General features: G+C 51.1%; 18 protein-coding genes. All 18 read right to left on the bottom strand.

Annotation, left to right across the window (positions count from 1 at the left end; all coding sequences use genetic code 11):
- A complete protein-coding gene (locus MD273_RS05245) occupies positions 1–978 on the bottom strand; it encodes an NAD-dependent epimerase/dehydratase family protein (RefSeq protein WP_239036708.1) in 978 nt (325 codons plus the stop codon).
- Positions 979–1,064: 86 nt separating this feature from the next.
- On the bottom strand, positions 1,065–2,477 hold the full coding sequence (cysN, locus tag MD273_RS05240; protein WP_239036707.1) for a sulfate adenylyltransferase subunit CysN: 1,413 nt from the start codon (positions 2,475–2,477) through the stop codon (positions 1,065–1,067).
- Between the two features lie 158 nt (positions 2,478–2,635).
- Positions 2,636–3,550 carry a sulfate adenylyltransferase subunit CysD gene (gene cysD, locus MD273_RS05235; protein ID WP_239036706.1) on the bottom strand — a complete coding sequence of 305 codons (915 nt, stop codon included), beginning with the start codon at positions 3,548–3,550 and terminating at the stop codon, positions 2,636–2,638.
- A gap of 216 nt (positions 3,551–3,766) precedes the next feature.
- The gene (locus MD273_RS05230; RefSeq protein ID WP_239036705.1) at positions 3,767–4,729 is read right to left on the bottom strand and encodes a DHH family phosphoesterase; all 963 of its coding nucleotides are present in this window, start codon (positions 4,727–4,729) and stop codon (positions 3,767–3,769) included.
- A 142-nt stretch (positions 4,730–4,871) separates the two neighbouring features.
- Complete coding sequence (locus tag MD273_RS05225) at positions 4,872–5,900, bottom strand: MraY family glycosyltransferase (protein ID WP_239036704.1); 1,029 nt, start codon at positions 5,898–5,900, stop codon at positions 4,872–4,874.
- Between the two features lie 263 nt (positions 5,901–6,163).
- A complete protein-coding gene (locus tag MD273_RS05220) occupies positions 6,164–8,101 on the bottom strand; it encodes a polysaccharide biosynthesis protein (protein WP_239036703.1) in 1,938 nt (645 codons plus the stop codon).
- Between the two features lie 91 nt (positions 8,102–8,192).
- On the bottom strand, positions 8,193–9,404 hold the full coding sequence (locus MD273_RS05215) for a DegT/DnrJ/EryC1/StrS family aminotransferase (RefSeq protein ID WP_239036702.1): 1,212 nt from the start codon (positions 9,402–9,404) through the stop codon (positions 8,193–8,195).
- A gap of 132 nt (positions 9,405–9,536) precedes the next feature.
- A complete protein-coding gene (locus MD273_RS05210; protein WP_239036701.1) occupies positions 9,537–10,193 on the bottom strand; it encodes an acetyltransferase in 657 nt (218 codons plus the stop codon).
- Positions 10,186–10,803, bottom strand: coding sequence for a sugar transferase (locus tag MD273_RS05205; protein ID WP_239036700.1), 618 nt, complete (start codon positions 10,801–10,803; stop codon positions 10,186–10,188). Before MD273_RS05205 ends, MD273_RS05210 begins: the two co-directional genes overlap by 8 nt.
- Positions 10,804–10,873: 70 nt before the next feature.
- Complete coding sequence (locus MD273_RS05200) at positions 10,874–12,010, bottom strand: glycosyltransferase family 4 protein (RefSeq protein ID WP_239036699.1); 1,137 nt, start codon at positions 12,008–12,010, stop codon at positions 10,874–10,876.
- A 190-nt stretch (positions 12,011–12,200) separates the two neighbouring features.
- Entirely contained in the window at positions 12,201–13,103 is a 903-nt protein-coding gene (locus MD273_RS05195; protein ID WP_239036698.1) for a glycosyltransferase family 2 protein, read from the bottom strand.
- On the bottom strand, positions 13,100–14,164 hold the full coding sequence (locus tag MD273_RS05190; RefSeq protein WP_239036697.1) for an EpsG family protein: 1,065 nt from the start codon (positions 14,162–14,164) through the stop codon (positions 13,100–13,102). Before MD273_RS05190 ends, MD273_RS05195 begins: the two co-directional genes overlap by 4 nt.
- Positions 14,161–15,198: a glycosyltransferase gene (locus MD273_RS05185; protein WP_239036696.1), complete on the bottom strand. Its 1,038-nt coding sequence runs from the start codon at positions 15,196–15,198 to the stop codon at positions 14,161–14,163. Before MD273_RS05185 ends, MD273_RS05190 begins: the two co-directional genes overlap by 4 nt.
- Positions 15,199–15,257: 59 nt before the next feature.
- The gene (locus tag MD273_RS05180; protein ID WP_239036695.1) at positions 15,258–17,024 is read right to left on the bottom strand and encodes an asparagine synthetase B family protein; all 1,767 of its coding nucleotides are present in this window, start codon (positions 17,022–17,024) and stop codon (positions 15,258–15,260) included.
- Positions 17,025–17,063: 39 nt separating this feature from the next.
- Positions 17,064–18,110, bottom strand: a complete 1,047-nt coding sequence (locus MD273_RS05175) for a glycosyltransferase family 2 protein (RefSeq protein ID WP_239036694.1) — start codon at positions 18,108–18,110, stop codon at positions 17,064–17,066.
- 1 nt (position 18,111) lies between these two features.
- Complete coding sequence (locus tag MD273_RS05170) at positions 18,112–18,735, bottom strand: sulfotransferase family protein (RefSeq protein WP_239036693.1); 624 nt, start codon at positions 18,733–18,735, stop codon at positions 18,112–18,114.
- A 95-nt stretch (positions 18,736–18,830) separates the two neighbouring features.
- Complete coding sequence (locus MD273_RS05165; protein ID WP_239036692.1) at positions 18,831–19,910, bottom strand: polysaccharide pyruvyl transferase family protein; 1,080 nt, start codon at positions 19,908–19,910, stop codon at positions 18,831–18,833.
- On the bottom strand, positions 19,903–21,105 hold the full coding sequence (locus MD273_RS05160) for a lipopolysaccharide biosynthesis protein (protein ID WP_239036691.1): 1,203 nt from the start codon (positions 21,103–21,105) through the stop codon (positions 19,903–19,905). The genes MD273_RS05165 and MD273_RS05160 overlap by 8 nt, the downstream gene beginning before the upstream one ends.
- Positions 21,106–21,136 lie beyond the last annotated feature (31 nt).

The raw sequence follows: 21,136 nt of genomic DNA, 5'->3' as shown, positions 1-21,136 counted from the left end.
CTAGAAGCCCCTGCCTTCGATGGAATTGGCGGGGAAAGTGCCTGATTTCACAGCCTGTTCGGTGGACAACAGCCGCAGCTCCGGAACTGCTTGTTTCAAAAGGTTCACACTAATTTCCATGTCTCCCGTGAGCTTCTCAATAGTGCCCTCAGCCCCAATGATTCGGCCGATAAACAGCAGAAGTGACACCGGACAAGGAAACAGCCAGGCGCGCTCGCCGTTGGCTTCCGCCAAATAGGTGATCAGCTGGGAAACCGAGACCGCCTGTTGGTCTGCAACATTCAACTCGAAAAATGGCCAGGACTTCATGTCCAGAAGGGCTTTAATCACAGCGGCCAGATTGACCAGTGCAAGGAAGCTCCTGCGGTTACGCACGCTCGCGAGGGGTAAAGGGAGCGATGACGTCGCAAGCTTCTGCAACTTTCTGAAATTAGCCTTGTTTCCCGGACCATACACGAGGGGCAATCGGAGGGCGCAGATTTCAAGCTCACTCCCCGCAAAGCCACGCAGGAGTTCCTCTGCCTGGGCTTTGCTGAGCCCGTAGTCATCTTTTGGCGAGGGCGGATCTGTTTCCCGGAAAGGTTCGCCAGGAGGCGAACTTTCCCCGTAGACCTTCACACTACTCAGGAAGATGAGCCTTCGAACCTCCTGTTTAACACACGCATCGGCCAAAGAACGGACCGCATCCCGATTTACCCTATAAATCCGGTCAGTCAAGGACGGATCTTCATTCAGGGGCTGATGGGCCACGGCGGCACAATGTATAACCGCATCGACACCCGAGAGCGCATCGTTCCAGTTCGGGCTGTCTGCCAAATCACCGTACCCGTAACTGTCCACTCCGCGGCAGGCACTCCTCGCAAGGGCTCTGACCTGAAAGCCAGATTCAACGAGGGACTGGACAAGAAAGCGGCCAATAAAACCAGTCGCCCCGGTTACTGCAACCACTACTTGTCTTGCGGAATGTCTTGACGCCATTTCAACCACTGCCCACACACTAAAAACGCCCCGCCCCACCCAGCCAATGCCGAATGGAGGGGGGCTCCTGTTGCCCAAAGAGGGATTTAGATGGCCTTACATCCCCACTCGGGATAATTCTCCCGAATAAACTTGTTCAGATTCCGCTCAGCCTCAGTATATTCCCGCTTCGGAGCCTCACCCGAACTATCCAGCGCGCGCTCCACCATACCGGCGGCCACCGTCACATTGGTCATCTTGTCGATGAGGATGAAGTTCCCGGTTCCAAAGTGATGCTGGTAATCCTCCACCACCACGGACTCCGCCAACTCAACGTCACACAGGCCAATGGCGTTGAGTTCCAGGCCACGATCAACATTGGCATTGCGCTCGAGGGTATTCACATCCACTTCCTCAAGCACCTTGTTCACGTAGCAGTTGGTAACCTTGGTACCAATCTTGATGCCATACTCACGGCCCGGCACCAAAGCGTTTTCGTTCATCCACACGATGTGGGCGGCGAAACGATTTCCGAGCGCCGGCTGGCTGTTGGCGTGCACCAAAAGATCGCCGCGAGAGATATCCACCTCATCTTCCAGGGTGATCGTCACCGCATCACCGGGCCAGGCGCGTTCAATCTCACCTTCGTAGGTGTGAATACCAGCCACTTTGGAGGTCTTGCCGGACGGCAACACTGCCACTTCATCACCCTTGTGAACCACACCGCTGGCGATGGTGCCGCAGTACCCCCGGAAATCCAGGTTCGGCCGATTCACATACTGCACCGGCAGGCGGAAATCGGTCACGTTCTGGTCTTCCCGAACCTCCACCTGCTCCAGGATATTCATCAGGGTTTCACCGTGGTACCAGGGCGTGTTCTCGCTCCGGTTCACCACGTTGTCCCCGTTCAGGGCCGAAATGGGCACATAGTAGACATCCTTCAGCCCAAGCTGATCGGCTAACTTCTGGTATTCAGCCCGGATCTCGTTAAAACGCTCCTCACTGAAATCCACAAGATCCATCTTGTTGATGGCCACCACCACATGCTTCAGGCCCAGCAGGCTCACAATAAAGCTGTGCCGGCGAGACTGGGTCAGCACGCCCTTCCGGGCATCAATCATCACCACCGCCAGCTCACAGGTAGAAGCACCGGTGGCCATGTTGCGCGTGTACTGCTCGTGCCCCGGGCAATCGGCAATGATGAACTTGCGCTTATCGGTGGAGAAGTAACGGTAGGCCACATCGATGGTAATGCCCTGCTCCCGCTCGGAAGCCAGGCCGTCCACCAACAACGCCAGATCCAGCGCCTCCCCGGCGTTCCCCATGCGCTCGCTGTCCTTGTGCAGGGCGGCGAGGTGGTCTTCGAAAATCAGCTTGGAATCGAACAGCAGTCGGCCAATCAGGGTGGACTTGCCGTCATCAACGCTGCCGCAGGTCAGGAAGCGGAGCAGGTCCTTGTTTTCGTGCTGGTCCAGATACTGGAGGATATCGGATTCGATTAATTCGGATGCGTGGGACATTGTAATTTCAACTCGGATGTCTGGTGTGAACACGGGGTCTGTGCCCCTGCGGGGTCTGAAGAACTTGTTCTTCTGACCCCACTTTCATGATTTCAACTCGGGAGCATGCCTTGAGCTCGGGGTCAGAAGAACAAGTTCTTCAGACCCCTGGGCGCTACCTAGAAATACCCTTCCCGCTTCTTCTGCTCCATAGAAGCCGCCGAGTCATGGTCAATAACCCGCCCTTGCCGCTCGGAGGTCTTGGTCAGCAGCATCTCCTGGATGATATCCGGCAGGGTCGCGGCCTCGGATTCCACAGCACCGGTCAGCGGGTAGCAGCCCAAGGTCCGGAACCGCACCATCTTCATCTCCGGCTTTTCACCGGGCTCCAGCGGCATGCGGTCATCATCCACCATGATCAACGTGCCATCGCGCTCAACCACCGGCCGCTCAGCCGCAAAATACAGCGGGACAATATCGATGTTCTCAAGGTAGATGTACTGCCAGATATCCAGCTCCGTCCAGTTAGAGAGCGGGAACACCCGGATGCTTTCACCCTTGTTCACCTTGCCGTTATACAGATTCCACAGCTCCGGGCGCTGGTTCTTGGGATCCCAGCGATGGAACTTGTCACGGAAAGAATACACCCGCTCCTTGGCCCGGGACTTCTCTTCATCACGGCGGGCGCCGCCAAAGGCGGCATCGAATCCGTACTTATCCAGCGCCTGCTTCAGGGCCTGGGTTTTCATCACGTCGGTGTGCTTGGCGCTGCCGTGGGTAAACGGGCCGATGCCCTGCTTCACACCTTCCTCATTGGTATGAACAATCAGCTTCAACCCTAGCTTCTCGGCCATCTTGTCCCGGAACTCGATCATCTCCCGGAACTTCCAGGTGGTGTCCACATGCATCAGCGGGAACGGCGGCTTGCCCGGCGCGAAGGCTTTCATGGCCAGGTGAAGCATGACGGCGGAGTCCTTGCCGATGGAATACAGCATCACCGGGTTATCGAACTCGGCAGCCACCTCGCGAATGATGTGAATCGATTCCGCTTCAAGTTGCTTGAGGTGGGTTTTTCTGGGGGGTGTCAAGGTCATTGCAGATCCTGGAAATTAACTCGGGTTCTGATTCTAAGAGGGGGCCAGATGAAAGAGTTCATCTGACCCCATTTTCAAATTCGTCGTCTGGCGTCGGCTTTGGTGCCCGAATGTAACTCGGGGTCAGAAGAACAAGTTCTTCAGACCCCTGCCTGGGGCAAGGTCAGGCCCGTGCACTGGGGTCTGATGAAAACCTTCATCTGACCCCGTTCCACTTCACGCCCAAAATCCCGCCATTGTATCAAGAAAGCCATCCAACTGCTCACCAGGCAACGCATTGATCCCGGCCGCCGCCTTGCGACCACCGCCAGTCGGGAACTGCCGGGCCACTTCATCCGCGCCCGTGCGGTTGTTCAGCGGTGCCCGAATGCTCACCAGATAGCTGCCATCCGCCTTTTCAGTCACAATCGCGCACGCCTTGTCCGGATTGCGGTTCGCCAACTCATTACCCAGCACGCCACTCACCCGCCGGGCCCAGGCCTCGTCGGGCAGTATGACCACGAGAGAGGTTGCGGTCTCCTTCAACACTGGCGCGGCCAGGCCCTCGGCCATGTCTGCCTTGTACCCCTCGCGAAGCTCTTGCCAGGCAACAGGCTCGGAGGCAATCAGCTCCAGCGGGTCGGCAAACTTTAAAAATTCCCGATATAAGTCAGCCGGATGGAAATGCAGGTCTTCCACAGAAGAGCCATAACCGTTGTAGTTGATGCACACGCCAAGCATTTTCAAGGATTCCGCCTGCTCAGCGTTCAGACCAGCCTCGACGGCCAACTGCTCACCCACCGCATTCAGGTTATCGCCAAACGCCGCAGTAATGGCCCAATTATGAAACCGCCCGTTCAGGTGCTGGTCAACCAGGAGACTGGTGCACGTTGTGGGCTGGGTATCAATGAGCGCCGTGAATCCGGGATGATCCGGCAATTCATCGCCGGGAAAATGGTGATCCACATAAAACACCGAAGAACCGGCCTCCAACAGTGCATCCACTGCCTCGCGGTTCTTCTCCAGACTGATATCCAGGATATTCGCCTGCACAGGCTTCAAAGTCGGGATCTGTTTGGCCAGGGCGATGTCCCGCTTCACTCCGGTAATCAGAGTGCTCTCAGCCGGCTCGGCCAAGCGTAGCTGGATCAGGGCGCAGATGCCGTCGGCATCGCCATTGAATACGTCGTAGATCTGCATAACTTTCCAATATTCGAGAGTCTAAAGAAACCGCCATAAAGAAGGGGTCAGATGAACGCGTTCATCTGACCCCTTTTTCAAGCCTTACTCAGGGGCTGCCGCAAACTCGGGGTCAGAAGAAAGCATTCTTCTGACCCCTGCCTCAAATCTGTTGCCGCCCGGCACCCAACCTAAAGGCAACAAACGAAAACAAACTGAACAGCAACGCAAACACCAAAAGCCCGGAACCCGGCACCGCATTGGCCAACATCGAGGCAGGCAAAAGCACAACCAACATCACTAGGCCATATCCGGATGTCACCGGCAAATGACTCCCCGCACGCTGGGCCAGTTTTTGATAAGCGTGTAAACGATGCGCCTGAAGCACATTCTGGCCGGTAAAGAGCCTTACCAACAAAGTGGTTGTCGCGTCCGAAATAAACAGCGTCAAGAGAATGATCCAGCTCCACATACTCACTGTGGTGGTAGACGCTGACAGCAACATCAAAAAGCCAAGCGCGAAACCCAGAAATCCGCTACCACCATCCCCCATAAAAATCCGGGCCGGTGGCCAATTCCAAATCACAAATCCCAACACCGTCGCAAGGGTAAATAAACAAATCCAAATCCAGGCTTCCGGCCCCCAGATGGCAAAGTTCAACGCCATCCCTCCAAGGACAACAATCGCCTGCACAGCAGCAAGCCCATCGATGCCATCCATGAAGTTATAGAGATTGATCAGCCAGGCCCAACCGAGCACAAGAATCGGCCAAAGAAGAAACGCGGAGGAACTATCTACTTCATAACCAAGCACAGAGAAGACAGGCAAACTGGGTATAGATAACATACCCAGAATTACCACTACCAGATGAACCCCTAGCCTGAGCCTCGCGGGTAAGTCGCCAAAATCGTCCCAAACCCCGACAACCAACATTACGAGCCCCAGCGCCAGCATGGCGGCCATGGATAAATCCGGAACCCAATTTGAAACAGCGAAAGGAACAGTCAGCGCCAGCGCAAGAACACCAATTGCGATACCGCCACCGTGAGGAGTAGGCACTGTATGTGAGCAGCGCTCAGAAGGATCAACCAAGGCTTTCCGGCTCAATGCCCATTTACGCAGGACATACGTCAACCCGCAGCTCGCCACCGCGATCAGCAAAAAATACCCAATCAATATCGACGTTGCCAAAGTCCCGCACCCAATTTGGTATCAACAAAAACGCCGCTCGACCTTGCAGAAGTCACCAAATTTTACTGACTTTTGCAAACTCGCGCGGCGTTGAGGCTACCACATTAAAAGATCAATTTGTCATGAAAAGCGATTCATTTAGTAACTAAGGAACGTGGGGGTCACAACTCAGGGGTCAGATGAAAACGCTGGGGTTTTCAGAAAAAGGGGTCAGATGAAAGCCTTCATCTGACCCCAACTTCAAGCCTGCGCCCACTGAGACGTCAATAAATCACCCGAATCTTACCGTCACCCCCATCACGACTCCCACCAACACTCTTGATCCGATGACACCAAACCAGATCCGCCAAATCCCCATTCGGCGTGTACCCGGTCGGCGCAGAATCAATCAGCTCCAGAATCCGCTCACAATCAAAGTTCTGGCTAGCCAGGGCAAGCCGGTCCAGCAACTTGGAGACTTCATCCCATTGCAGCGAAACTTCCCGCGCCATCATAACCCGTGGATGTGATGTCCACTGGGGGTTATCCCCAATCAGCAGCTCCTCGAACAACTTTTCCCCGGGACGTAAGCCGGTATAGGTTATCTCGATATCCCCGACTGGGTTATCTTCGGTTTTCTCCGTCAGGCCCATCAGGCGAATCATCTTCCGCGCCAGATCGGCAATCTTCACCGGTTCACCCATATCCAGCACAAACACTTCACCACCCTGCCCCATGGCCCCCGCCTGGAGTACCAGCTGGCTGGCTTCAGGAATGGTCATGAAGTAGCGAATGATATCCGGGTGGGTAACCGTCACCGGCCCGCCATCACGAATCTGGTCCCGGAACAGGGGCACCACGGAACCGGAGGAGCCCAGCACATTGCCAAAACGCACCATGGAGAAAATCGTACCGGTCTGACGCTTGGCCAAGCCCTGCAACACCAGTTCAGCCAAACGCTTACTGGCCCCCATTACGTTGGTGGGGCGCACCGCCTTGTCGGTGGAAACCAGAACAAACCGCTCCACACCCGCAGCAACAGCCGCTTCGGCTGCATGCCATGTACCGAAAACGTTATTCTGAACACCCTCGATGATGTTGTGTTCAACCAGAGGTACATGCTTGTAAGCCGCGGCGTGATAAACGATATCGGTATCAAACGCCTTCATCACCGCTTCACACCGCCGGCGATGAGTCACGCTGCCTAATATGGGGTGCAACTCAACACCGTAACCGCCCACGGTGTTGGAGGATTTGAGCTCACGTTCAATAGCGTACAGGGCGTATTCCGACTGTTCGAACAGAACCAGCCGCTTGGGCTTATGTCGCAGAATTTGCCGGCAAAGCTCAGATCCAATAGAACCGCCGGCACCGGTGACCATCACCGACTTGCCCTGAAGGGTTGACTCCACAAGCTTTGGATCCGGGCGCACCGGCTCACGGCCGAGCAAATCCTCAATCTCCAGATCCCTGATGTCATTGATCCGGGCTTTACCAGACACCAGTTCCGAGACACTCGGGACGGTCTGCACAGGCACATTCACCGGCTCAAGCTTCTCAAGGATTGCCCTACGGTCGCCCAGGGAATCTTCGTCCAGTGCGAGCAGCACACGGTTTACATCATAGCGGGCGACGCCTTTCTGAATATGTCGGATATCAAACACCGGGACACCGTTAATGGTTGCCCGGTGATTGGCGGAATTAGCCGTGATGAACAGAACTGGTCGATATTCCGTGCCATGGGACAGCGCCGAAGCCAGCTGGCGCCCGGTATCTCCGGTGCCAATAATTGCCACTCGAATCTTGTTACGCTGTGCTGGTGCCTGCACCAGCAACCGCACCCCCATTCGGGAGCCCGCTACAAAGATAAATGCTAACGCTCCGTAAACTACGGGCACCGTTCTAGGCACCTGCACCTGAAAGAAATACCCGTAGACAACCAAGGCAATCGAAGATGCAACCACGCAACCCACAATGGTCATGAAAGCGCGGTCGTTGAGAAAGCGTACCACTGCCCGGTACAACCCCATGCGCCCGAAAACCACCACTGTGGTGACGACAGTGGCAATAAACACCATGACATGATCCAACGACGGCACCCAGAACTCGACAAACCTCAGGCCAAACGAAACCCAAAGCGCGAGCGTAAGCACGACCACATCAGAGGCAATGGAAATAACCCGTTTATAAAAACGGGGAAGATTCAGAAAGGTATTAATCATCAGAGTTCCATCTCAATTGCACACAAGGCACATACAGACGCTTCTAAACGTTTGTGAATCATGTCACAGACTCGCCAATGAGGACAGATTGTTACGTTGCTAACGCCATCACTTCACGCAACACCTGACAAGTTTTTACAATCTCCTCGTCCTTGAGAGTGGGATGCACGAGAAACATCAGGCTAGTCTCCCCCAATTCCCGAGCAACTGGCAAAGGCTCCTCCGGCCGAAAACCGGTACCATCAAATGCCTTCTCCAGATACACCTCCGAGCAGGAACCATAGAAACAGGGAACCCCGCGCGCTACCATCTCTTCAATAATCCGGTCCCGGTCCCATCCAGGCTGAAGCTCTTCTGGCTTCACGAATACATAACACTTATAGCCCGCATGCTCACAAGCCGTGGTTACATCGAGTTTACACTCGCACCCGGAACAGAACCCCTGAAACTTCGGAACCCGCAGCCCCTTCAACTCCTGGGCCGTCTCCCAGATCGCATTCTGGTTGGCTTTCCGGTGGGCAAACCACTCCGGCATCCGGTTCAACTGAATCCGCCCAATGACCCCCTGCATCTCCGTCATCCGCCAGTTAGTGCCGAAACTCTCATGCAACCAACGGAAACCGGGCTCATGATCACGCTTATACACCACATCCCAGCTCTTCCCGTGATCCTTGTAAGACCACATCTTCGACCACAAAGTTTTGTCATTGGTGGTCACCATGCCACCTTCCCCACCGGTGGTCATGATTTTATCCTGACAAAAGGACCAACAGCCCACATGGCCAAGGGAACCCACAGATCGCCCCTTATACATGGCACCGTGAGCCTGCGCACAATCTTCAATCACATATAGTCCGAACTCCCCCGCCAGGGCCATAAAACCATCCATATCACAGGGCCAACCAGCCAGGTGCACACAGACAATGGCACGGGTGCGCGGCGTTATGACCTTGCGCACGGTTTCCGGGGTGATGTTTTGGGAATCCGGGTCCACATCTGCAAACACCGGCACAGCTCCCACAGTCACAATGCTGGACGCCGACGCCAAAAAGGTTCGGGGAGTAACCACCACCTCATCGCCCTCACCAATATCCAGCGCCTTCAATGCCAGATCCAGGGCCACCGTGCCGTTCGCCAAGGCAATAGCGTATTCAGAATCCGAAAAAGCAGCAAACTCCCGCTCAAATTTCCGGCACTCTTCACCGGTCCAATAATTCACCTTGTTGGAAAGCAGAACGTCACGTACTGCGTTAGCCTCTTCCTCGGTAAAGGAAGGCCACGGGGAGAAAGGTCCCTTTAACATGATTACTCGATATTTTCGTTTCTGAAATTTAAAGCGGAGTTTGCGTGTGTCGCTAAAGGCACACCCAAAACTCGGAGAAGGGTTCTAGGTCGCGGTCTGCCCCCGAACGGGGCCAGCCCCCATTTTCGGCGTTTAAGTTTTACGAGGCTCAAGAACTCGAGCCGGATTCCCAACAACCGTCACACCAGTAGGAACATCTTTGGTAACCACAGCCCCCATACCAACAACAGCTCCCTTGCCAATCACCAACGGCTTTTCCGGCGTCCCCTGCTTAAGAACGGCACCGGTGCCGATGTAGGCATGGTCCTCAATAACAATATTCCCATTGCAACGCACTGCCGGTGCAAATGTCACGTAATCTCCGATCACGCAATCATGTGCCACGTAGCTATAGATATTTGCGTGGAAATACTTCCCAATGCGGATATTGGAGGTCAGCTGGGTGAAATGACAGAGAATGGAGCCCTCCCCCATTGACACTTCCTCGAGAATTACTGCGTTATCAGCTTTTACCGACAGCGACGGGATATTATCCAGAGCGCATTTTTCTGCCAGTTTTTCGCGAATAGCACTGTTAGCAATAGCGAAAACAACCCGTTTCTCCTGAGCATCACGGTCAAGAAAGTCGTCATACCGAATAATAGGGTAACCATTCAGGGAAGAAGGAACATCTCCATCATCCACGAAAACGAACTCCGCGCTTGTTCCCTTGAGTTGCTCCCTCACCAGAGGCAAAACCTCACGACCAAACCCGCTCGCGCCGTAAATTCCAACTAAAACATCAGCCATTCCGCTCTCCCGATCGTTCTTCGCTCCCGGTAAACCTGGACATCGTCACTTCACCTTCTCCACTAATCCCATCCCGAACCAAAACCTTGCTCACCGTAAGAAACAGAATCTTCAAATCCAGCCAAAGTGACCGATTGTCCACATACCATACATCCAGACGGAACTTGTCTTCCCAGGAAATCGCATTACGCCCATTCACCTGCGCCCAACCGGTCACGCCCGGGCGCACCTCATGGCGGCGGAACTGCTCTTTGGAATACAGCGGCAGGTATTCCATCAACAAGGGCCGGGGACCAACCAGGCTCATATCGCCCTTCAGTACATTCCATAGCTCCGGGAGCTCATCCAAGCTGGTCGAACGCAGGAAACTACCAAATCGCGTCATCCGCTGGTCATCCGGCAGCGGATTGCCGTGTTTATCAGTGGCGTCCAGCATGGTGCGAAACTTAACCATCGGAAAGGGTTTGCCATCCTTCCCCGGGCGGGTCTGGCGGAAGAAAACAGGAGATCCGAGTTTGCGACACACCAGCCAGGCAATGATGAGAATCGCGGGGGAAAGCAGCAGCAGACCGAGGCTGGCAGCGAATATGTCGAAAAGCCTTTTTACCATCGTGAATCAGCAACTAGTATGTAACGGATTATTTTCCAAGAACCTTAGCATCCATGCCAGCAATACCGCCCTATCTCCCACGAGACTCAAACGCCTGGCCATAAAACTCAACAAACTCATTTTCCACTACTGACGACGAAAATTCTTCTCGAGCGCGCTTGAGAGCCGCCTGAGCGAGGACTTGACGAAGATCCGGGTTCGAAATTACTAGCTCCATTTTTGACTCAAGGTCAGCCGCTGACTTCGGAACGTGCAACAATCCGGTCTGACCATCAACCACTGCATCCGAAATCCCATAGATGTTGGATGCGACACTAGTTACACCACACGCAGCAGCTTCTATCAAAACTGAACCAAATCCTTCCCTATGGCTCGGCAGGCAAAACACATCCGCGGCATTGAAATAAGCTTCTGGCTCGCGAGTATAGCCAACGCGAAGAAGCTTTCCTGAAAAAGACTTCTCCATGGCACCGTCTTCAAACATGCCGGACTCATCACTACCAACAACCATGAGCTTTGCTTCCGGGTGGCTCTTAGAAACTTTTCGGAACGCCGAAATAAGTTCCGGCAGGCCCTTCTCGTTATTGATGCGGCCCAGAAACAAAAAAACGAACTCGCTTTCGCTAATCGCATGTTGCTCTCTGATCTGTTGACGTTTCTGGAGATCAGGATTGAAACGTTCTATATCTACTCCTGAAATAGATCCACTAGCCAAGACGGATGATTTTTCCTGGCGAACTACTTTTTCAGCCAAAAGAAAGTCTCTTTGGGAAAAGCTATCCACCAGAGAATGTGTAGAACAAAGATGGATTAATTTATCGAAAGTCTTGAGCAGCCATCTGGAGTATCCACTACGAGTCGCCCAAACCTGACCAGTAAAGGTATGGTGCCGCACCGGAACCCGCGTAATCCAGGCTGCCAACATTCCGAGCAAGCCAGCCTTAGGGGTCACTGAATGCACCGCATCATAGCGGTTACCTGAAAAAATTCGTATAAGCGCCACCAACCCAATTAGATCACGCCATAGGTTTATTTTCCGATGAATAGGAGCATAAATCTGATTCTTTACCAATACCGAACTCTCAGAGCCCTCGGGAAGGTTCGCTATCAAATCCACTTTATAATGTTCAGACAATGCAGCTATGTGACCACGCAGAAAGGCGTCTGCGGTGGTAGGGTTAGATACAACGAAGGCGATGCGTTTCATTCAAGTCCTTTATTCTCAAGCTCTTTCGATGACGACAATGATTTGCTTCAAAACATCAAACCAGCCTCAGCACCCAGATCATTAGGCCGCACAACGTATCCTCTGTGTCCATAGCTCAGAATATCACTTGCAGTCATATCCGCATGTTTTCGATGCGGCAATATAAGCCTGTAGAAAATCTCAGCCCCGTTTAATCCGCAAGTGGCAGCTCAACGCTGTGAATAGACCTAATCTCTTGTTTAAGTTTATCTTTTTCGTCTTGAGGCAACGCATTCCGATTTCGACGATTCCGAAGCAAATCGAGCGAACCTGTAGCCGAAAGTACCCGAATAAACAAAAACTTCGCCAGAGTCAGACCGAACGCATATGTCTTATCCAGCACGGAATAACCAGGTCCCGAGTCACGCAGTATCGTCCGCAAACATTCTTTGTACCCAGCTACAAGCTTAGGAAGCACAACATTTCCATCTTCACGATAGTAATACAGCGCGTCTGGTAGGAAAGCTAAATTCAGATCACCGAGAGAAAAAGCCCTGACCCAGAGATTTGAGTCTTGGCCAGTGCGTATGTCTTCTCGATAGTGATTGCGACTAAACCAGTCCCTTTTTCCAAGGAGAGAGGCATGCACAATTCCCGAGCTACCCAGGAGAACGCTTCTAGGGTGAAGGATCTGTGTTTCAGCAACCCCACGAACACCTACAGGCTCATTAGCATCCGTAAGTGAACAAATCCCGGTGGAAACAAGATCCAGCTCAGGCTGCCTAACGAGCAAGGAAAGCTGACGCTCGATTCTTACCGGAGACATCAGGTCATCTGCGTCCATCCTGGCCAAGTAATCGTGTGTAGCCAGTCCCGGCATTTCGTTCAGACGAGCGGCTAGCCTTTTATTCTGCCCATCGGAATAGACCTTTATGCGCGGATCTTTTATCGAGTGCGCCAACTCTAAAGAACGATCTGTTGAGCCATCATCCATCAGAATTAGCTCCCAATCCTGATGGGTTTGTGCGAAAACGGAACGTACAGCATCCAGAAGTGTGGCTTCCGCATTGTAGAAGGGAATGCCAATGGTTACGGGAGGTAGTGCGGATGTCATTGAAACAGCTCCGAGTTAATCGTGTAAGGCGTCAGATTGCTAAAACTTGAGGTCGTCATGACAAAATAGGCTATCGCGACCAATGCAAAGCCGGCAGACACAAGCGCTCGGGACTCCGCGTTTCTGAAATTCAAGAATACCATTGGCCACAACAAAATTGCTGTATGCGAGAAATAAGCCGCCAACCTCAACACGCCTGACGGGTTAACACTACTAATTACTGAGGCTAGTGCCGGAACCAACCCAATAAGATAGATGTTCAGTAAGCGGGCATAATAACCATCAGAGCCACTCACCTGTTTCTTGAACAGCAAGAGAATTAGCCCCTGGACCAGCAAAAATGTGACCTTAACCTCTCCCCCGCCCTTCCCCGCCTGCCCATAAGAAGCGTACTTCTCGTCAATAAAACTCGCAGCAAATTGCGTAAAAACAGACAGAAACCCAGACACCAACACCGCACCGCCAACTACAAAAAAAAGCACCCGCCAACCAACGCGACCAGCCGCAACAAAATATAAAGGAGCTGCCACCAGTGCTGTTTTATGGAAAAGTGCAGCAAATGCAACGAGCGCAAAATATGGAAGAGCTTTACGCTCTAATAACCATGGTAAGGCAAAAAAACAAATTGCGACGGCAAGGCCTTGCCTGGCGCCGTTGAAGAAGAAGGTATAGAAACCCAGAGCGATAAAGGCGAAGAGTGCGGTTTCGTAGCGTGGTGTGAGGCGAACGACTGTGCTCACATAGAGACAAACTGCAATGGCCGCAATGAAGAGCAAAAGCAAGGCATAGCCATCTGATAGCCAGCCACTCAATAACACCAACAGGTTATACCCCAGCTCTGCATGAAACTCTACCGCATTTTCAAATGAGTTTATGCGATCAAGCCAACCAACATAATTCCCGGTATCTGTTCCAACGGAGCGATTCCGAAGTCCCGCAAACAATACCAACAACCCCGTCACTAGAGCGATGGAGAGCCGGCGAACGCCCAGACTACCAAAACGGCGTCCGAGGTGAGCCATTCCTACAGTTGAGAACAAAAGGATCAGATAGGGGATCATGCGGTTTGATAAAGCTCAGCCAGCCGCTTGGCACCAGCTCTCGACGAGAAACCATACTTCTCCAGCGTTTCTTTTCGGATAGTACCTTCAACCTCCTTCTTTCTGGCGGCTTCAGTAATGTGCGCAGCCCAAAGCTCAGCGCTCTCATCCAATCCAACAAAATCAACCAACCCCAACCCAAGATCAACCTCTCGCGATATGGCATCAGAAATTACCGCAGGTACCCCCCCAGCCTGGGATTCCACCAACACCACCGGAAAGCCTTCGTGTAGCGAGGGCATCAACATAACATCTGCTGCAGCCATCAGTTCGGCAATATCCTCACGAAGTCCCAGGAGCTTCACGTTCTCGTCAAGCCCCAGTTCGACAATCTCTGCCTCTAAAGTCGCTTTATCCGGCCCGGCGCCAACGAAGAGCAGTTGAAAATCAGCTCCACTCTCTCGCAAGGATGCTGCAATTCTCAAAGACCAGGCCTGATTTTTCACCGGCATCAACCGCCCAACCTGCAAAACAGAAATGCATCCCTCCGGTATCGCCAACTCGCGCTCAACATCACTACCATCCGCCTGATCAAAACGATCAATGTTCACCGCATTGGGGATGATCTCCACATCTGGCTGACCAGGGAAAAGGTACTCTGCGGCGGCCGTGCCGCAGGCTACATAACGGGTGGGCACCCAAGACATCAGCCACCGCATCGCGCCCTGGTATATACGGCCAACCATAGAGGAAGAATTGAGGTCGCTGGTGCTGTGAGAGTGCGCAATCCGAATCGGCACGCCAGCCAGCCTTGCAGCGAACAGGTTCAAGCCGGTGCTGAAAAGCATATGGGACTGAACAATGGACCAATCACCCAGACGCAATGCCTTGAACAGGCTCCAGAAGCGCTGAATCGGATTGTCGCCCTTGAGACGAATAATACGCCCGTCTAGTGCTTCAATTTCATCGTCGAAGTCACATCGGTCGTTAGTGAAGTACGCGAAGTCGAACTGGTACTGGGAACGGTCTATCTCCCGGTAGAGGTTCATGATCATGGTTTCGGCGCCAGCGCGGTCCATTCTGCCGACAATATGGAGTACTCGGATTGGCAGCATTAGTTCGGCGAACCTCCTATCTTCGCTTCGTTTTCATACATCGAAATTATCTTATCGACCATAATTACGCGATATCCGAGCGTCACCGGTGATAAATTTCTCTTTTTATAGTTCTTAAGGTAGGCCTTCACCAAGCTGGGCATCCAATGTGATAACCAGCCTCTCATTCTTGAGAGGAAGCTTTTCAAGTTTTTTTTATCTGAACTGGCACCTTTTACATTCAATGACGAAATAATTGAATTCACGAGGGATTTATCAACGCGACCCGAAACATTACACCCTTTCAGCCGTCTAACAAGATATTCTTCGCCTTTCTTGCCTTCAAAAAACTCCTGAGGTGCCTTCAGCGATCCAGTAGCATGTGTAGGTACTCCACTATTATCAAGAGCTTCCCACATAAGCCTGATATGTGCTTTATTACCTTTACATCGATCAGGGAGTCCCATATAAATTTTATAAAGGGACCAACTCATCATTGGCGAAAAATTCTCAACAAATCCACTAACCAAATCTGAATACGCAGCGGTATAGAGTGGAATTCGGCAGTGACGGAATGTTCTATCACGCCACCTAAATAGTGATTCCTTCGGATTCCTTCTCAAGTTATAGGGGCTCTGAAGAAGTTGATATCTTTCTAATGAAAAATTATCGGAATTCGCATAGTCAGTTAGAATCTCTAAGCCAACCATCGCACGAATATCAGACTCTCTGAGATACAAACCTACAGGATACGGCTGATCTCCTCTTAGAATAAAACGATACCCCTGAGAGTAAAACCTTGACCACATCAAATATCCGTCCGTATATGCATTGAAGTGGTCTATTCGTCCCTCACTAGCTTCAATGAATCTATTAAGGACTTCATCGAAATTAGTTGAATTTAATGGCAAACCAATGTCGAGGAGATCTCTACCAAAGGACTTTGCCACACGACGTGCTGCTGCTTTGTCATCAAAGACCTCTGTTTTTGCTGGCACACCCCAATTTACGAGCTTAATTTTATCGCATATGCCCTCTGACTCGAAAATCCCTAATAAAGTCCGACTATCTAGGCCACCCGAAATAGGAAGCAATACCTTTTCTAAGCCACAATTGCGAGCTATCTTCCGGACTGAACCAGATAGCGCACTCTTGAATAATGGTAAGAAATTTCCAAACTGTGTTGACCCCGGGAACGGGCTATCTAAGCCTGGCTTAATGTAACGCGACATTCTCCAATATTCATAATCAAAGAAATATTCATATTTCGGCAACACCTGCCTAATGTCCTGATCCCAAGACATAAAGGGGCCTTGACATCCGGAGGATAGAAACCAAGCAACTGATTGTTCATTTAAATTAAAACTGCCTTTAATACTGACAATTGCTCTTTGAGACGTCGACACAACAACAATACTTTCATCTTGATAATACCAAAGAGTACGGGAACCGAACTGATCCGTATAAAATGACAGCTTGTTGTCACATGAGCTAATTACTGCATATGAACCATCAGATTCAGAATTGACCCCAATACAACCTCCCAAATCTTCTGAATTTGGTTCTATCCAGCCAATTGCTAAAACGCCATCGTCTACACCCTTTACACTATCGCTATTTTGAACCGCATAATAGGCGTCATTGATGTTAGGCCAAGCCGCGACTTTGTTCTTAACATTTCCTCTGATCAAATCAGGAGAAATATTATCGCAAACTGCTCTAAGTCGGTTAATCCAAAGCTCAGAATCCGAAGGGTTCCGACTTTTTACAAAGATATAATGGGCCATAGTTTTAAATAACTCTCGTACAAGGGAGAGGCCAACAACTCAATTTCTTCGAATGGCTCTACGGTGCTTTGAAAGCATAGGAAGAACCTTTCGAATCATACGAATCACGATTTTTGAGCCCGTGGCTGGTAAGTGCATCGCTAGAACCAAAACTCTAACCTTAAAGCCAGGAGTGGAGAATTTTCGTTCGCGATTCATCAAACGAAGGTGTTCTTTTGCCCGAGCGATCGCCTCAGGAAGCAAGCTATCATCGATATTAGTAAGCACAAACCAAATACCACTATATATTTTTTTCGCTAGCACTCTTTTAACGCTATTTGACGAGGATGACTGTTTCTCGACATCCGCCACCAGTCGCTGTGAAGAGAAAATATGAAACAGCTTTTTCCCACCCGAACCAGTAATGGAATCTCCTCTTTGGCGATAAAAATATAGATTTTCCGGTAGTAGAACTATTGTCTGTGCTTGAAACCCCGCCTGCCAATGAAAAGGCCAGTCTTCATAATACTGACCGACCGGAAATCTCATCCTGTCGTTATCAAGCAAATCTAAGCGAATGAATTTTAACCATGCGAAATGGTGATAACGAAAGTACTCCACACCTTCGATGACTACAGGCATGTTAGTCGATGAGGCATCGTTCCGGAGCAAGCTAACATCTTCCCCATCCTGAAACGGCACGAAGCCATAAAGTACAATTTCCGCACCAGACTTAGACGCTTCGCTTACACAACATTCGACGAGCCGATGATCCACAACATCATCGGAATCCACGAACACGATGAAGTCACCGGATGCTGCCTCGATACCCGTGTTACGGGCGGCTGATAAACCACCATTTTGCTCATGCCGAACTAACCGAACCCGCTCATCCGCCAAGTGTGGCTCAAGCGCCTTCAAAGAGTCATCAGTGGAACAGTCCTCCACCACGATGATCTCGACGTTCTCATAGGTCTGCTGCCGAACAGACTCAAGGCACTCGCCAACATACTGCTCTACGTTGTACACCGGAATAACGATGCTTACTTTCGATTCTCGTGTGATCTCCGAACTCGAATCACTACCGAAGCCGGGCCGAGTAGACATGTTATTTCGAGACATCGGGTAGTAGGCTTTTCTGGGAAAGTCTTCTTGTAATGCGACTTAATAAATTACTTTTCTTTCGTTCGGTCGCCTTATTCGCATGGGGAAACGGCTCGTCTATCAAACCGACTCCGAGGAACTCACAAAGCTCTTTATATCCATCCCCTTTTGACCAGTCTACCACGAGTAGTTTTTCAGGTTTATCTGAGAAAAAAGACAGAATGTCCTCGTTGTGTTTACGGTAACGAGCAATTAGTTGCTGCTCAGTAACATTCGGGAATGGTAAGCCATAAAGTTTTTGCCGGATCTCGTTCATTCTGGGACTTGCTTTGCCCTGATCGGCGAGCATGCTTTGATAGCTCTTGATCCAAGAGATTTCCTCCCGAATGGTGAGGATAAACTTTGCGTCCGGATACCTAGCGAAGAACTCCTCATAAAGGAGCAGCCATGGCCAGTCTTCGAACGAATCATATTTATCCGTTAGATCAAAAATTCGGTTAAAATCCTTCTCATAAAACGCATCAACGAAATCGAAGTCTTGGGTTTTATGATTGAACCCAAGCCTTGACAACGCAGTACCGAGACTGGTTGTTCCAGTTTTAGCCCAACCTATACCAAAAACTTTCATAAACCACTTCCAGATCAAAATATAAATTTCAGCCTAATTCGATTAACAATTTCTCGATAAATCAGGCTTGAATGAATTTATTCTTCGGGTCGACCCTATGAAGCCGTCAAAGCTTTCTGCAACTGACTGAAAAGCTTAGGGTCCAAGGGCGAGATTTTCGGATTACCTTGCGGTGCCAATAAAAGCCCATCAAGCGTCTCCTGGAGCTCCTCGAAGCATTCGGGCTCAATAAAGGCGACTCTAGTATGCTGACTTAACCAATCCAAATAGGTTTGCCGTACTTTATGGTTGGCGTTGGGTAACGCTAGGCAGGGAGTGCCAGCAAGAGTGGAGAGAATCATTCCATGTAGTCTGTCTGTTACGACAACTCTTGCCGAGCGGAACTGATTCACCTTGCTTGCCAGCAACTTGGCGCACTCTTCCTTCGACAAACGTGCACCACCAGTATGTGTGTCTGTTTCTTCCACTGCCTCGCCCGTACTGGCAAGAGCTTCTTCCAACATTCTATCTCGCTCTACATCCAGCGAACGCTCTTTGTCGTTTCGGAGGCAACGAAGAATACCCGAGGGCGAAGACTCGTCGTTGCCCCCAAGAACGGTTCCACTTGCACTTAGAACAATATCTGGCGCGTAACCAAGCTTCACATTGGGAAATTCAGCAAATAGCGAAACCAGTTTTTTACGGGTAATAGATTCCCGCGCAAAGATGTGAATATCTGGGTGCGAGGAATAGACTTTTACGATTCGCTCCAAGGCTTGCAGGGATTGATAGGAATCGTCCCAATCCAGGGTTTGCGGAAAGCAGACGATCCTGTTGTTAGGGAAAGTGCGGATCACCAGCTGACGCAGTTCTTCAATGTCCAGATATAACGAGCCCATGTTGCCGCCACCAATAATAGTGACCAGGTCCGTATCATTAATCTGATTTTTTATTGAACTCAGCTGCGTACGTGTTCTGCTAATTGGCACCCGAACTAAGGCATGGTTTTTGAGAGTACTACGTATAAACTCTTCCTGAGCGGCAGTGATGGCCAAGTCGCCGATATTGCCATAGTCGGCTGCGAGAAAGATGAACGCCCGCCTGGAATCCGGAAGAACAACATTTTCTCGCTTAAGCGCCGTGACCACCTCACGCTTGACACTCAACGGAAGCATCTTTTTGATCAAGCTATACATTTAAAACCTCTGAGTTCCTTCTATAGGCCTTAAACAAAACTACGGCCGAAAGTCCAACGTAACCTGCCACATTAATTAGTGAAAATATTGCGATCGACACCAAATCGTCCCCGAATAGAAAACCTACATAAAGAGCAGCCGCCCTAGCGGCGGTAACGACAATCTCATACAAAAGCAAAACAGATTGGAGTTCCAAGGCAGGCATTGACGCTACAGCGGGGCGAGTAGCAAGCATTGCTGTCATCCAGACAGCGACCCACTGAGAGTATTCGCCCGCCCTTCCCCATTCGGCTCCAAATAACCAAGGCACAAGTACATCGCCGAAGATGACAATTAAGCCAAAGGTCGCCACCCCAACTAACCCCAGCACAGCAATTGCTTTCACTATAAGAACCTGTGCTTTCGGCTTATTTCCCGTAATGGCGCGCGTGATTTTTGGGTAAAAAACCTCGCCAACAGAATCCCCCAATAGCATCGCCGGGGCGCCCAGAATCAGAAGGGTAAGGGAATATTGTCCAGCCTCCGCAGAACCGAACAATGCCGTAAGAACGATTACTGGCAAGCCCATTGCCATCGCTCTTATTATGCTCTGAGGCATCCGGTAAACTGCAAAATCCCGTTGCGCCTTTGCTGCTTCGCCAACCCCTCGCACACCTATCCAGTTACTTGGTTTAAGGACTCCTTGGCGAGGGACTCGAAGCAACTGCATGAAGAGGTTAAGCATCTGTCCGGCTTGTGTAAGAAGAATCAAAACCAGGCCCGAGGGTGCGACGAGCCCCCCTCCTAACTTGCCCAAATTTGTTCCCAATGCACTTTCCACATATGCCCTTGCCTTTGCCTTGAAAAGCCCCTTCCTAATGGCGGACTGATTAGCAACAGACAGAAACGCAGTAATTATTAGTGATAGCGGGATCAAGTAAAGAATCTGGGGGGTATCTTGCAGCCCTGTCAATATCGCGATCCAAGGTTGCCCCAAATGGACAGCCAATAGCGATATAGGAGCAAGAATCAATGCACAGAGGATCGACAAACGGGCAATTGCTGCTGCCTCTTTATCGCCTTCGGGTATAACGATGGCGGTCGCGTATCCAAGTGTAGCCAGTGGAGTGATGATGCTCATCACTGCCGTAAATGCTGCCGAAACTCCAAAGGCTTCAGGGCCGTAAAGACGGGTGAGAAAGGGAGTAAACGCCAAGGTAATCGCCTGCGCCGCTGCGATCCCTCCA

Origin of the sequence: Marinobacter sp. C7 (assembly GCF_022343555.1) — a bacterium.
Classification (GTDB): domain Bacteria; phylum Pseudomonadota; class Gammaproteobacteria; order Pseudomonadales; family Oleiphilaceae; genus Marinobacter.
Note: the sequence above shows the minus strand (reverse complement) of the source record. Positions and strands in the feature narration are given on the sequence as shown.